Source organism: Rhodococcus sp. IEGM 1354, from assembly GCF_030056855.1.
In the GTDB taxonomy this organism is placed as follows: Bacteria; Actinomycetota; Actinomycetes; order Mycobacteriales; family Mycobacteriaceae; genus Rhodococcoides.
Genome location: NZ_JASHKT010000003.1, coordinates 537,119 through 550,534 on the forward strand (window position 1 = coordinate 537,119; position 13,416 = coordinate 550,534).

Annotated in this window: 12 protein-coding genes and 1 tRNA gene; 9 read left to right on the top strand and 4 right to left on the bottom strand. The window is 62.3% G+C overall.

Annotation, left to right across the window (positions count from 1 at the left end; all coding sequences use genetic code 11):
- The first annotated feature begins 38 nt into the window (after positions 1 to 38).
- The 5 genes from QM588_RS09750 (at position 39) to QM588_RS09770 (ending at position 3,666) form a co-directional block, all read left to right on the top strand.
- Positions 39 to 527 carry an FtsB family cell division protein gene (locus QM588_RS09750; protein ID WP_230593554.1) on the top strand — a complete coding sequence of 163 codons (489 nt, stop codon included), beginning with the start codon at positions 39 to 41 and terminating at the stop codon, positions 525 to 527.
- The gene (locus QM588_RS09755) at positions 524 to 1,054 is read left to right on the top strand and encodes a DUF501 domain-containing protein (protein WP_032371198.1); all 531 of its coding nucleotides are present in this window, start codon (positions 524 to 526) and stop codon (positions 1,052 to 1,054) included. Before QM588_RS09750 ends, QM588_RS09755 begins: the two co-directional genes overlap by 4 nt.
- The gene (locus tag QM588_RS09760; protein ID WP_283312822.1) at positions 1,051 to 1,995 is read left to right on the top strand and encodes a Ppx/GppA phosphatase family protein; all 945 of its coding nucleotides are present in this window, start codon (positions 1,051 to 1,053) and stop codon (positions 1,993 to 1,995) included. The genes QM588_RS09755 and QM588_RS09760 overlap by 4 nt, the downstream gene beginning before the upstream one ends.
- Positions 1,996 to 2,111: 116 nt before the next feature.
- Positions 2,112 to 3,548, top strand: coding sequence for a short-chain fatty acid transporter (locus tag QM588_RS09765; RefSeq protein ID WP_283312823.1), 1,437 nt, complete (start codon positions 2,112 to 2,114; stop codon positions 3,546 to 3,548).
- Positions 3,549 to 3,592: 44 nt separating this feature from the next.
- Positions 3,593 to 3,666 (top strand) — tRNA-Leu (locus tag QM588_RS09770).
- A gap of 362 nt (positions 3,667 to 4,028) precedes the next feature.
- On the opposite strand, the gene QM588_RS09775 is transcribed toward QM588_RS09770, so the two are convergent.
- From QM588_RS09775 to QM588_RS09790, 4 genes are all read right to left on the bottom strand, one after another.
- The gene (locus QM588_RS09775; RefSeq protein ID WP_283312825.1) at positions 4,029 to 5,459 is read right to left on the bottom strand and encodes an NAD(P)/FAD-dependent oxidoreductase; all 1,431 of its coding nucleotides are present in this window, start codon (positions 5,457 to 5,459) and stop codon (positions 4,029 to 4,031) included.
- Positions 5,460 to 5,703: 244 nt separating this feature from the next.
- A complete protein-coding gene (locus tag QM588_RS09780; protein ID WP_283312826.1) occupies positions 5,704 to 5,832 on the bottom strand; it encodes a hypothetical protein in 129 nt (42 codons plus the stop codon).
- A 418-nt stretch (positions 5,833 to 6,250) separates the two neighbouring features.
- Positions 6,251 to 6,679 carry a hypothetical protein gene (locus tag QM588_RS09785; protein ID WP_283312827.1) on the bottom strand — a complete coding sequence of 143 codons (429 nt, stop codon included), beginning with the start codon at positions 6,677 to 6,679 and terminating at the stop codon, positions 6,251 to 6,253.
- Between the two features lie 756 nt (positions 6,680 to 7,435).
- Entirely contained in the window at positions 7,436 to 8,653 is a 1,218-nt protein-coding gene (locus QM588_RS09790) for an MFS transporter (RefSeq protein ID WP_283312828.1), read from the bottom strand.
- 68 nt (positions 8,654 to 8,721) lie between these two features.
- Between QM588_RS09790 and QM588_RS09795 the strand changes: the two genes are divergently transcribed.
- The 4 genes from QM588_RS09795 to QM588_RS09810 form a co-directional block, all read left to right on the top strand.
- Positions 8,722 to 9,321, top strand: coding sequence for a TetR/AcrR family transcriptional regulator (locus tag QM588_RS09795; protein WP_283312831.1), 600 nt, complete (start codon positions 8,722 to 8,724; stop codon positions 9,319 to 9,321).
- Positions 9,322 to 9,600: 279 nt separating this feature from the next.
- Complete coding sequence (locus QM588_RS09800; protein WP_283312834.1) at positions 9,601 to 10,494, top strand: LysR family transcriptional regulator; 894 nt, start codon at positions 9,601 to 9,603, stop codon at positions 10,492 to 10,494.
- Between the two features lie 170 nt (positions 10,495 to 10,664).
- Entirely contained in the window at positions 10,665 to 11,966 is a 1,302-nt protein-coding gene (locus QM588_RS09805; protein ID WP_283312835.1) for an aminotransferase family protein, read from the top strand.
- Positions 11,963 to 13,416: NAD-dependent succinate-semialdehyde dehydrogenase (locus QM588_RS09810; protein WP_283312837.1), on the top strand; the 1,454-nt coding region annotated here is incomplete at its 3' end. The genes QM588_RS09805 and QM588_RS09810, both read left to right, overlap by 4 nt.

Here is a 13,416-nt window from a genome sequence, read left to right on the forward strand (position 1 = left end):
AAGCCGCTCCCAGACGCGTCGGTGTTCGTAGGCCCAAGATGCCCGAGCGCACGTTCTTCGGACTGTCCACCGGACGCGCAGTCATTCTCGGTGTCGTGGTGTGCGCGTTGGCGTTGACGCTGGCCGTGCCGCTCAGGACCTACTTCTCGCAGCGCGGTGAGCTCGAGTCCGTGTTGGCCGAGCGTCAGACCCTGCAGGACGAGGTCGACGCGCTCCAGACCCAGAAATCTCAGCTCAACGAACCGTCCCGCATCGCCGCCGATGCTCGCGAGCGGCTGCGGTTCGTCATGCCGGGGGAGACGCCGTATCAGGTGCAGCTCCCCGGCGACTACTCGCCGAGCTCCAAGGATCTCGAGGTGGACAACACTCCGACCGGGCCGTGGTACACCGACCTGTGGAACACCGCGGTGCAGCCGCAGGGATCGGACGAGCCGTCGGAGCCCACGTCCGCGCCCATGCCCGTCGTACAGCCAGAACCCGCTCCGGCCCCGCCGGTGCCAGAACCAGAAGGGGGACCCGTCGGGTGAATTCCTCGGCAGTCTCGCAGGAAGATCTCGATGCGGTCGCTTCGCAGCTCGGACGTGAACCGCGTGGCGTACTCGAGATCGCGTATCGATCTCCGGACGGTAGGCCGGGGGTGGTGAAAACTGCCCCGAAGCTTCCCGACGGCACTCCGTTTCCCACCCTGTACTACCTGACCGACCCGCGATTGACGGCGGAAGCAAGTCGGCAGGAGTCGGCCGGAGTCATGCGTGAGATGACGGAACGCTTGGGCACAGACCCGGAATTGGCTGCCGCCTATTTGCGTGCCCACGAGTCGTACTTGGCTGAGCGCAACGAGATCGAATCTCTCGGAACGGATTTCACAGGCGGCGGCATGCCCGACCGCGTCAAGTGCCTGCACGTGTTGATCGCGCATTCGTTGGCCAAGGGGCCAGGAGTCAATCCGCTCGGCGACGAGTCGGTGGCATTGGCAGCCGAGAACTCGTTGCGCGGCAAAGCTATTCCGGCCGATTGGCCGACCATCGAAGAACTACGTGCGGAGAAATCATGACCAGGGTTGCAGCAATCGATTGCGGCACCAACTCCATCCGCCTGCTCGTCGCCGACAACAACGGCAAGTCGCTCGCCGACGTCGCCCGTGAGATGCGCGTGGTGCGGCTCGGGCAAGGCGTCGACGCGACCGGAGCCTTCGTGCCCGAGGCCATCGAGCGCACCCGTGTTGCGTTGGTGGAGTACGCGGAGATCATTCGCAAGACCGGAGCCACCGCGGTGCGCATGGTCGCCACCTCCGCCACCCGTGACGCATCCAATCGAGAGGACTTCTTCTCGATGGTGCGTGAGGTACTCGGCAAGGTCATTCCCGGGGCCGAGGCCGAGGTGATCACCGGCGACGAAGAAGCGCGGCTGTCCTTCGCCGGTGCGGTCGGTGAACTCGACTCTGCTGCAGGGCCTTTCCTGGTCGTCGATCTGGGTGGCGGTTCCACCGAGCTGGTACTGGGCGATGCCAAAGGCGTGAAGGCAGCGTTCTCGGCGAACATCGGCTGCGTCCGGTTGACCGAGCGGTTCCTGCATTCGGATCCTCCCACCGCAGACGAGATCAACGGTGCGCGTGAGTACGCCCGCGAGAAGTTGGCGGAGGCGTTCGAGGAAGTCTCGATCGGCGACGCGTCGAGCTGGGTGGGTGTGGCCGGCACGATGACGACTATCGCGGCCATCGCCAAAGAACTACCCGAGTACGACGCCGACGCAGTGCACCTGTCCCGTGTGCCCTTCTCGGAGTTGTTCGCGGTATGCGAGGACCTGATCGGCATGACCCACACGCAGCGAAGTGCGTTGGGGCCCATGCACCCCGGACGGGTCGACGTCATCGGCGGCGGAGCGATCGTGTGCAGCGTGCTGGCCGAAGAGTTCGAGCGACGCGGGGCTGTCAGCTCGTTGACGGTCAGTGAGCACGACATCCTCGACGGCATCGCGATGTCGATCAAGATCTGATCTGCAAATTTGCAGACCCGATCTGCGGCGATGAAGGTTGCATCGCTTCGTGTTTGGGTGAAGCCTGAGAGGCGCTGTGGCTCACGTCACGGCTCCCGACGAGGCTAGGACCGCCGATGACGACACCCGCCCAGCAGGCCCCGGCCGAGAAAGGTCTGGCGCGCGTAGCGCAAGCGCTCGCCAAGGGAACCGAGAAGTGGTTCCCGGATGCGTACATCTTCGCTCTCGTCGGCGTAGTTGTTGTCGCCGTCGCTGCATTCGCCAACGGCTCGTCGCCGCAGAATGTGGTCGACGCCTTCGGAAACGGCTTCTGGGATCTGACGGCGTTCACATTGCAGATGGCGATGGTGGTGCTCACCGGATACGTCGTGGCCACATCTCCACCGGTCGCCAGATTGATCACCCGACTGGCGCAGGTGCCCAAAAGCTCCAGCAGCGCAGTCAGTTTCGTGGCGCTGCTCTCCTGCTCGGTCTCGTTCCTCAACTGGGGCCTGAGTCTGGTGTTCGCCGGTCTGCTGGCCCGAGCGATCGCGCGCCGCGACGATCTGCGCACGGACTACCGAGCGCTGGGCGCTGCGGCGTTCATGGGCCTCGGAGCGGTGTGGGCCTTGGGCATGTCGTCCTCGGCTGCTCAACTGCAAGCGACGGCCAAATCGCTTCCGCCGACACTCCTTTCGATAACGGGTGTCCTGGACTTCGGTACCACCATCTTCACGTGGCAGTCGCTGCTGATGTGCGTCATCATCATCGTGTTGACGGTCGTCATCGCGCACGTGTCGGCACCGAAGGGCGCAGCAATCAAGACCGCCGCGGACATGGAGGTCGATCTCGACGACACCGTCACCGAACCGGCACCGCGCAGCAGGCCGGGGGAGTGGCTCGAGTACAGCCGCATACTGCCGTTGTTCGCCGGAGCGATGACTTTGGGATGGCTTGTCTCTCAACTGTTGACACTGCCGGTTCTGTCCGTGGTCAGCAGTCTCAACGGATACCTGCTGGTGTTTCTGATGCTCGGACTCGTTCTGCACGGCACGCCGCGCCGATTCCTCGATTCGGTCAGTAAGGCAGTCCCCGCGACCGCGGGCATCCTGGTGCAGTTTCCGCTGTACGCCGCGATGGCGGCCATGCTGACCAAGGCGGAGGGCAGGGGAGGCGTCACGATCTCCGAGCACCTCGCCAACTTCTTCACCGACATCGGCAGTGGCGGTGGATTCGCCGTGGTCATCGCGATCTATACCGTGGTGCTCGGGCTCTTCGTTCCGTCCGGTGGTGGCAAGTGGCTCGTCGAAGCGCCGTACGTGATGCAGTCTGCGACCGACGTGCAGATGAACCTGGGCTGGACCGTCCAGATCTACAACGTGGCCGAGGCACTGCCGAACCTGATCAACCCGTTCTTCATGCTTCCGCTGCTGGCCGTACTAGGTCTGCGAGCGCGCGACTTGATCGGATTCACGTTCCTGCAGTTCATCTTCCACTTCCCGGTGGTCCTGCTGCTCGTGTGGCTCCTCGGCATGACCTTCGACTTCGTGCCGCCGGTCATCCCGGCGCAATAGCAGCCCGATATGATCGTCACCGCTGGAGCACGCCTCCGGCGGTGGCCCCTATAGCCCAATTGGCAGAGGCAGCGGACTTAAAATCCGCACAGTGTCGGTTCGAGTCCGACTGGGGGCACTCTGTTTTCGCTGGTCAGAGCGTTACGCCGCTTCGATCGCGGTTCGAACACGCACTTCGGTGTCACAGAATGTCCCAACTGCTGAATCGACGACCTAATTGGCCGTTGTTGAGCTCATGCGGTTCGAAGCCAAGTAAACGGTGCGGTAACTGCCCGAAGGACCGACCTGCCATAAACCCTCGGCGAGATTGAGACCAAGGGGGCTTTACAGGGAATGCGTCGTATCTCAACCCGTGAAGTCGCGGTCTGCAGCCGGTTACTCGCCAATCTGAAGTGGTGCTTCGTCGTACTTCAGATTGGCTCAGGTGAGATTGAACCAACCCCTCGGCGAGCGTGCCTACGATGAACAGCAGGTCCCCGACTAGCCGGACGCAGAAGCCGGCTCCAGTGCAGTGGCCCCGACGCCGGCGCCTTCGGGGTCGGGCGCGTTGAAGTAGACCATCGCGGCTCGCGCGTCCACCTGCTGCTCGGTCATCGCGAGCTGGCCTCGGCCCCGGGAGAAGAACGCCGTGAGCCACGAGATGACGGTCGTCAGACGGCTACGGAAGCCGACGATGTAGACCAGGTGCACCAGCAACCACATCATCCAGGCGATGAATCCGGTGACCTTGATGGGTCCGACCTGCGCGACGGCGCTGAACCGCGAGACGGTCGCCATCGAGCCCTTGTCGAAGTACTGGAAGTCCTTGCGCTCGGGCACGTCTCGGCCCGCGCGGACAGCTTCGACGCCGTCTTCGATGACGCGTGCTGCGTAGCGTCCACCCTGAATCGCGACCTGTGCGACGCCGGGGAGCTTGTCGAGACTCATCATGTCTCCGACGACGAATACCTCGGGGTGACCGGGGAGCGTCAAGTCTTTGTTCACCAATACGCGTCCAGCACGGTCGATTTCGGCACCGGACTGCTCGGCGAGCTGCTTCCCGAGCGGGCTCGCGGCAACTCCTGCAGACCACACCTTGGTGCGGGCCGCAATGTGTCGAACAGTGCCGTCTCCGTCCTTGACCGACAAGCCGTCGGCGTCGAGATCGGTGACCATTGCGCCGAGCTGAATGTCGACGCCCATCTTGGTCAGACGCTTTGCGGCGGCTTGGCCGAGGGAATCAGCGAACGGTGGCAACACCTTCGGTGCGGCGTCGACCAGGATGATGCGGGCACTGCGGCTGTCGATGTGGCGGTAGGTGCCGCTGAGCGTCTTGTGCGCCAATTCGGCTATCTGCCCGGCCATTTCGACCCCGGTCGGGCCTGCGCCGACGACGACGAACGTGAGCAGCTTCTCGATCTCGGCCGAATCGGTTGCGAGTTCGGCCTGATCGAAAGCGCCGAGAATGCGGCCGCGGAGTTCGAGGGCGTCGTCGATGGTCTTCATGCCGGGTGCGTACTCGGCGAAGTGGTCGTTGCCGAAGTAGGACTGACCCGCGCCTGCCGCGACAATGATGCTGTCGTAGTAGGTGACGGTGACGCGCTCGAGGAAGCGAGACGTGACGGCTTTCGCCTCGAGGTCGACGGCGGTGACGTCGCCGAGGATGACCGATGCGTTCTGCTGATCCTTGAGGATCAACCGGGTCGACGGGGCGATCTCGCCCTCGGACAGGATTCCGGTCGCGACCTGGTACAGCAGGGGCTGGAAGAGGTGGTGCGTGGTTTTGGCGATCAGCGTCACGTCGACATTGGCCTTGCGTAGCTGCTTCGCCGCGAACAACCCGCCGAAGCCGGAGCCGATGATGACGACGTGGTGCCGGTGGAGGCGCTTGGCCAACGCAGGTGTGAGTTCGGGCGTGGTCGGTATAGACATCGTTGTATGCCTTCGTGTTCGGGTCGTCGATGCACGATCAGCTAACTCGGAGAACGTGTTGTCGATAGGGGTGCGGTACAGACAGACCGAACGCGATGGTCCTCTGTCCGCGTCGCAGCGGCTGGTCGATTGCTGTCAGGAACGTCCTGGCCGCTTTCGATACAGCGTTCGGCCAGTGCTTCGGACCCCGCGCCAAGATTGCGGCGTCGGCACCAACGAGCAGGAACCGTGCGCCGTCCTCAGTTTAGAAATCGGCACGGCCGGTATCGAAAGCATTGACTCCGAACGGCTTTCCGGCGGATACAATCGCCGCGAACGCATCGTTCACGGCGGCCACGACGTCGGGGTGGTTCAGCTGTCCGAGTAGTCCCATCGAGGCGGACAGATCGCTGGGTCCGATAAGACGCCGTCGATACCGGGCGTTCCCGCGGTAGCCGCACGAGTACAGGCTGCAGTTGTCTGCGCCTGATTCGGCTGCGGTCTCGCACGTCCCTGCGGATCGAGGCCGGGCTGACAAATGGCTAGCCGGGGACCGACCAACTCTCGCGGAGCGGTGTGTGAGTCGCCACTCTGGGCACGGATTCGGCTCGCGCCACCTTCCGGACCCGTCTCCGAACGAAGATGGGGATCAAGTCCGCAAAGTCCCTAGACGATCGAACTGCCTGCGATTGCCTCGCGGCAGTGGGCCACGCTGCTGCGTCCGCCCGCTCTAGAGTTGCAATTTGTCCCTGGCTGAGCAGAGCCGCAGTTCATGCGGAATCCCATGGGAACTCCGTTGCCGAACCTTTGAACTAGTCCTCGCTCGACCTGCCAATGGGCTCCGCGAAAGAGCACCGAACTGATCCGGGTTCGACCAGCTCGTCGAACCCGGATCGGACCTCGGACAGTGCGGGGCTGTTGTCACGCACCGCGATCCACTCATCCCAGTCACCTATTTCAAGAAGTTCGATGAACTCGAAGCCGACACCGCCGCCTTCCGCATCTCCCAAAACTCTGAACGCACGAAAGCGCAAGACTTCTTCCTGGTCGCCCAAGGTGGGCTGATCGACCTCCGCAGAGAACTTGACGAAGTCCTCGGGTGACTTTCCTTCGCGCAAGCGAAATGTGTTCACGGCCAAAGCTCTTTTTGCTGTATTTGCCATCGAATTAATTTCCTTCAACGTATTGATCTTCTCGTGCGAATGGTGCGGGTATAAAGGCCTGATTTGAGCGACCGACATGAAGCGATCGGATAATCCCGATTTTACCGAAGAATACGATTGCCTTCAATGCTCTCCATTCCAGTTGCGAACCTTTTTCGAATAGTGAGGGGGTGGACGCGCACGTTTCGCTTACATGCCAAAAGTGTGTTCCTGGGATTTCGAACCTCTTTCGCAAATGTGCATGCGCGCCCTCTGTCCGCAGGTTCGAGCAAGCGAAACTGCGCATTTAATGAAATCAAGACGCCTAATCAGTCAAGGAGACAGTTTCGGCGTGGCTACCACAGATTGATTTGGTGCTCGCCCGGCAATCCTGCATCCAGATCCCATCGGATTCGTACATTACACCGGTCGATGCTGCTTACAATCGGTAATTTTACGTATTGAATCCTCGTCGACATCAGTCGAAACCTCGCTTGTCGCAGCAGTATCGTCCACGTGTCGAACCTGCTCCGTAGCCCCGCCACGTGGTCGTATCAAAACTTCGCACCGCGCTGTTATCGACGCGCGGTGGCGCGCACACCGCGCTGGATGACGTCCCGGGCTTGGTCGACCACGTCGAGGCACTGCTGCAGCGCACCCTCGACTGCTCGGTGGCGAAAGGGGACCGTGATCGATCTGCGCACAGTTGCCGAAAACTGCGGAACCGTCAGAAAACCTAGACGATATATCTGACATAGAACTGGCTTATCTGCTCGCGCGGTGCACGACTAACCCGCCGTCCTCAATTCCTGCCACGCCGGCGGGGTTCGTTCGCAACGTGTGCGCTGGAAGTTGCTAGTGGGTAGAGAAAACTCGCGCTTCGCGTGTGCGACTTTGCGTGACGGGGATCAAAAATGCTGCGCCGATTGCAACGGCCATGGGGACGAGCAATGCTCCACGCAGGCTGAACGCACCCCCGAGAAAGCCGAGTGCGGGAGGGCCGACCAGGAATGCGATGTACCCGAGTGTGGATGCAAATGAAACGCGTGCAGCCGAATTCGTCTCGGAGTCGCCAGCAAGTGAGATTGCGAGTGGAAAACCCAAGGAAGCGCCCAGGCCCCATAGGACCACCGCCGCGCCGGCCGCAACCTGGTTTTCCAGAACCGATACGAGCGCCAATCCGAGGGCTGCGAACATCGCACTCGCGGTAAGGACCTTCAGTCGCCCGAGAATGCCGACTATGAACCCGCCACAGAAACGACCGATTGTCATCGACAGTGCGAAGGTGGCGTACACCATAGACCCCAGAGATTGGTCGAATCCGTGCTCGTCCACCATGATGAGCGGAAGCCAGTCGTTGGCAGTACCTTCCGCGAGGGCTAAAGCCAGTACCACGAACCCGATACCTAGAAGGCGTGTGTCCCTCCACAACGGTGCGGCTTCGATAGATGATGGTTCGTTCGTCGGGACTCGTGAAAGACCAGTCCCAGCCGGAATGGCTCTGAGATTTGAGAACAACGCAAGCAAGCCCACTGACGAGACGATCGACAAGTGCAGCGCCACCGAGAAGTCGACCGAGGTGAACACAACCCCCGCTGCCGCTCCAATCACTGTGCCGAGGCTGAACATTCCGTGCATTGCCATCAGGAATGGCCGACCGGTGCGTGCCTCGATTTCCGCGCCCTCGATGTTCATGGCAACTTCACTGGCACCCATACCCAAGCCGAATACAGCCAGTCCGCCCATGACCAGCGGCAAGACCGAAAGCGCCGAACCGAGGCCGATTACGAGCATGCTCAGCACTACGAAGGCTACGCCGGTGCCGATTACCGGTTTGGTCCCGAACCGAGATACCAACGGCCCGGAGGCGAGGATTCCAACCATCGCGCCGAGTGACAACCCGAACAACACCAGCCCCATCTGACTGGTACTGGCGCCGAGACCGTCCCGAATGGCGGGCGTTCGTGTGACCCACGAAGAAATGCTGACGCCCGGGATGAGAAATAGGACGCACAGAGCCGTTTTGTGCCTAGCTATGGACATCGACACAAGCCTCTCGAATTGTTGCCACATCTGTACATCTGTACACCTTCTTGAACGTGTACTAATGTACACGGTGGAAACGACTACCTGGAACTCGAATGGAAGTGTTGCCGGTCATGATTGAGCAGCAGCGGGCCATAGACCGCCGCGAGTTGATAATCAGCGCTGCGTTGCGTGTGATCGTCGATCGCGGCGTCCACGCAACTACGCACCGAGCGATAGCCGAACAGGCCGGCGTACCGCTCGGATCGCTCACTTACTACTTCGATGGTCTGACGCAGTTGATCGAACAGGCCTTCGTGTCGCTTTACGAGTTAATGTCGGCCGGGCCGCGGCGAGCCCTGACCGACGCGAGCAACCTGGAGGAGGCTATCGACGCGGTCACGGACATAATCTGCGGCGGCAACAGGCCGTCCGCCGACCAGGAACGTGCGCTTCTCGAGCTTTACTCGTATGCCAATCACAATCTCGCGGCCGCTGAGGTGTGCACGAGGTGGCTGGCAACCACACGGGAGCTGTTGGCTGCGCACTTCTGTGAACAAGTCTCCGAGGCTCTGGACGCCCTCATCGAAGGATGGAGCATTCATCAGCATTTCAGAGCGGAGCCCGCTCGACGGGACGCCGTGCGGGCTGTGATTGCTGCGATCACGGCTGCCCACCATCCTGATCACGGTGACTGCACTGGATGCAGAACGTAATGCGTAGATTGATCGATCACGATGACAACAGACAACTCAGCGCAGGGCATCCGCTGTAGCGTGCTGCGGTGAGGTCTCCGCCCCACAGCGTCGTGGCTCCGTTCGGTCGTGTCCGATCGAAGTAGCGCCCAGGGTCCTGCTTAGAGACGCCTGAGAGCGGTATCGATCTTTGAATGCGTTGAGCGGCAGAAGTTTCCGAACGTAGAGACTGTCGACCACGTGTCGAGTTCCCATCATGGCAAGTGCTTCTCCGTCCGTGCTCGCCGATAGTATGGGGGGATGCTCGATCTACACCGTCTGATGCTCCTCCGCGAAGTGAAGCTGCGGGGCAGTATGACGGCGGCGGCTCGAGAACTGTCGTACAGCCACTCGGCAATATCTCAACAGCTGGCGCAGTTGGAGCGCGAGACCGGTGTAGTGCTGCTCGAGCGGGTGGGCCGCAATGTTCAGCTCACCACCGCGGGCGAGGAGCTGGTCCGCAATACCCACGCGATCATGGCTGCGGTGGAGCGGGCGGAATCCGATCTGGCCACCTCGCACCGGCACCCGCGCGGCGTGCTGCGAGTGGCCGCATTTGCCACCATCAGCCGCAACGTGCTGCCAACGGCAATGGTCGAGCTGGCACAGACTCACCCCGGCATCGAGATCCGGCTCCGACTGGCCGCCCCGGAAGCGGCAGCGGTACTGCTCACATCCCGGCAGGTCGACGCGGTACTCACCGATACGTATCCGGGTGTCGAGCAACTCTCTTCGGGCGGTCTGCACGTCACCACACTCGGCACCGACCCCGTGCGCGGATATCTGCCGGACCCGTCTTCCGACGGGGATATCGAGAGGGTTCGTGATGTCCGCTGGACGATGGAACCGCCCTCGGCTGCCTCGGCACAGTGGGCCGTGCGCGTGTGTCGCGAACGAGGGTTCGAGCCGCTGATTGCCCACGAGTCCACGGACCTGCTGTTTCACGTCCGCATGGTCGAGCGTGGCCTCGCTGCAGCATTCCTGCCCGACATGGCCGTCCGCGAATTCAGCAGCGGCCTCGTTCCCAGCAACTGGCTGCCGACCGACCAGCATCGCAGCATGCATCTGGTCGTGCGCGAGGGTTCCGAGGGCCACCCGGCCACCGTCGCGTTTCGGGTGGCCGTCATGAACGCATTGCGGGTCTTCGGGCACTGACTGCCGCGTCCTCGTCGCCAGCAGGACATGTAACGATAACTGACAATAAATGGTCAGAACTTGTCGCTTTTGCTCACAGTCGATGGGCTTTAGCGTGGGTGTTACATCAGTCTTCGATCGTGGCACCGGAACATACGACGGCCACGTCGACCATTTGCAAGGAGGGGCCCATGACGCTCACCGACCACATTGCCACGGACGATTCGGCACGGTCGATCATCGACGGACCAGCGCTCTGGCCCGCGCAGGCACATACCCCATCGGTGCTCGGACGTCAGCTCGTCATCGATCGCGGCGTCGGATCGTACGTCTTCACCACCGACGGCCAGAAGCTCTTCGACGGGACCGCCGGCCTCTGGCACGCCAACATTGGCCACGCCCACCCCGAGTTGGCCCAGGTCGCGTTCGATCAGATGCGCAGGCTGGAGACGTACCACATCTTTGCCCGATTCACCAACGACAAAGCTCTGGCTCTCGGCGAGCGGCTGGCCGCTCTATCGCCCATCCAACGGTCGAAGGTCATTCTCAACTCTGGTGGTGCAGACTCCATCGACGTGGCATGCAAGTTGGCTCGTCGGCACTGGCAGCGCGAAGGTAGAGCCACCAAGAAGATGATCCTGTCTCGCGAGTTCGCCTACCACGGCTTGCACGCCTTCGGCACGAGCATCGCGGGCCTTCAGTTCAACCGCGACGGTTACGGTACCGAGTCCCTGGTGCCCGACACCGCCCGCTTCCCGCTGCACGACGCCGACGCCATCGTGGCGATGGTCGCCGAGATCGGGGCCGACAACATCGCTGCTATCGTCACCGAACCTGTGCAAGGCACCGGTGGGGTCAACCCGCCCACCCCCGGATACCTGGAAGCAGTCGAGAAGATTTGTCGCGACAACGACATCCTGCTCATTCTCGACGAGGTGATCACCGGTTTCGGTCGCACCGGAACGATGTTTGCCGCTGAAAGGTACGGCGTCACACCGGATTTGTTGACCTTTGCGAAAGGCGTCACGTCCGGCTACGCGCCACTCGGCGGAGTGCTGGTCAGTCCACACATCTGGGAACCGTTCTATGTCGACTCCCCGGATACCCCGATCTTCCGCCACGGCGCCACCTACGCCGGACACGCCACCGCATCGGCGGTCGCCCTCGCGAACCTCGACATCATCGAACGTGACGGGCTCGTCGAGCGCGTCACGGAGCTCGAGGTCGTACTTCGAAACGCACTGGATGGCCTGAACGCGCGGCAGGGCGAAGTCATCGATGTTCGCGTAGGCGGCTTACTCGGTGGCATCACTCTGTCCGAGAACCTTTCCGCCGAATCGATCGCCGACGACCTGATCGACCTCGGCTACATCTCGCGTCCACTGCGCGGCAACTCACTGCAGATCAGTCCGCCCTTCATCGTCAGTGACGACGAACTGAAGGGCTATATCGACGCCATCGAAACCGCCATCACGGATCGGGTGAACCGTTGACCTCCACCACCGTCGACACCCGCACTCTTGTCCCCGCCTCGGCGGACCGAATCACGTACGTGGACAACGTCATCGACTCGATCGGCTTGCCGACCAGTGGCACGTCGGTGAACGATCCCGCTACAGGCGAGCACATCGGGTACGTCCCTGAAATCGACGTCACGGGTGCTCTCGAAGCGGTCGGCGTCGCTGACGATGCCGGACGCGCGTGGGCGCGAACAACTCCGCGGGAACGCGCCAACGTCTTGCACGCTTGGTACGACACGCTCGTCGCCCACACCGAGGAGATCGCCCACCTCATCACCCGCGAGATGGGCAAACCCCTGGCCGAGGCTCGTGGTGAGGTCAAGTACGGCAGCGACTTCGTGCGCTGGTACGCCGAGCAGGCTGTCCGCCCGGGTGGTGATTTCCGCGACGCACCGGACGGCGGCGCAAACATCTTGGTGCGCCGCGGCCCGGTCGGTCTTGCCGTACTGATCACCCCGTGGAACTTCCCGCTCGCAATGGCGACCCGCAAGATCGCGCCGGCACTTGCTGCTGGTTGCCCGGTTGTCATCAAGCCTGCCAACCTCACCCCTCTCACCACTCTGTACGTCGTCGAGTTGGCTCGCCAGGCCGGTGTTCCCGAGGGCCTGATTCAGGTCATCACCACAGAGAAGCCTGCTGACTTCAGCATTGCGGTGCTGCGTGACCAACGTGTGCGGAAGGTCTCGTTCACCGGCTCGACCGGCGTCGGCCGACAGCTGATGGCCATTGCCTCCGATGGGGTGCTACGGAGCTCAATGGAGCTCGGTGGCAACGCCCCGGCACTGGTGTTCGACGACGCCGACCTCGAGCGCGCAGTCGACGGCGTGTTCGCCGCCAAGCTACGCAACGGTGGCCAGTCGTGCATCGCCGCCAACCGCATCTATGTGCAAAGCGGGATCGCCGATGACTTCGTGGACGCATTGACCGAGCGTCTTGCCGCACTCGAGGTCGGCCACGGACTCGGCGACAGCACCACCCTCGGCCCACTGATCGACCATCGCGCCGCCACGAAAATGGCCGAGCTGACCCGAGATGCCATCAGCAAGGGTGCGCAATTGCGCACGGGCGGGGTCGCATTCGACGCCCCGGGCAGCTTCTTTGCGCCGACCCTGCTGGACCACGTTCCTGCGTCAGCCGACATGGCGCGCTCGGAAATCTTCGGGCCGATCGCCGCAGTGCAGCGATTCGACACCGAAGACGAGGCTATCGCCCGCGCCAATGACACGGAGTTCGGCCTTGCCGGCTACGTGTTCACCGAAAACCTGGACCGAGCGTTGAACGTCGCCGACCGTCTCGAAACAGGCCTGGTCGGAATCAATCAAGGCGTTCCGTCGAATGCCGCAGCTCCCTTCGGCGGCATCAAACAGTCCGGTCTCGGTCGTGAGGGCAGTGCCGAAGGGCTCGAGGAGTACCAGAACGTGCG

Excerpts from the sequence above, each read along its gene's own strand:
- QM588_RS09750 (WP_230593554.1), top strand. The coding sequence starts at position 39 with ATGCCCGAGCGCACGTTCTTCGGACTGTCCACCGGACGCGCAGTCATT.
- QM588_RS09790 (WP_283312828.1), bottom strand. The coding sequence starts at position 8,653 with ATGTGGCAACAATTCGAGAGGCTTGTGTCGATGTCCATAGCTAGGCAC.
- QM588_RS09785 (WP_283312827.1), bottom strand. The coding sequence starts at position 6,679 with ATGTCGGTCGCTCAAATCAGGCCTTTATACCCGCACCATTCGCACGAG.
- QM588_RS09775 (WP_283312825.1), bottom strand. The coding sequence starts at position 5,459 with ATGTCTATACCGACCACGCCCGAACTCACACCTGCGTTGGCCAAGCGC.
- QM588_RS09805 (WP_283312835.1), top strand. The coding sequence starts at position 10,665 with ATGACGCTCACCGACCACATTGCCACGGACGATTCGGCACGGTCGATC.
- QM588_RS09780 (WP_283312826.1), bottom strand. The coding sequence starts at position 5,832 with ATGGGACTACTCGGACAGCTGAACCACCCCGACGTCGTGGCCGCCGTG.
- QM588_RS09760 (WP_283312822.1), top strand. The coding sequence starts at position 1,051 with ATGACCAGGGTTGCAGCAATCGATTGCGGCACCAACTCCATCCGCCTG.
- QM588_RS09800 (WP_283312834.1), top strand. The coding sequence starts at position 9,601 with ATGCTCGATCTACACCGTCTGATGCTCCTCCGCGAAGTGAAGCTGCGG.
- QM588_RS09795 (WP_283312831.1), top strand. The coding sequence starts at position 8,722 with ATGGAAGTGTTGCCGGTCATGATTGAGCAGCAGCGGGCCATAGACCGC.
- QM588_RS09765 (WP_283312823.1), top strand. The coding sequence starts at position 2,112 with ATGACGACACCCGCCCAGCAGGCCCCGGCCGAGAAAGGTCTGGCGCGC.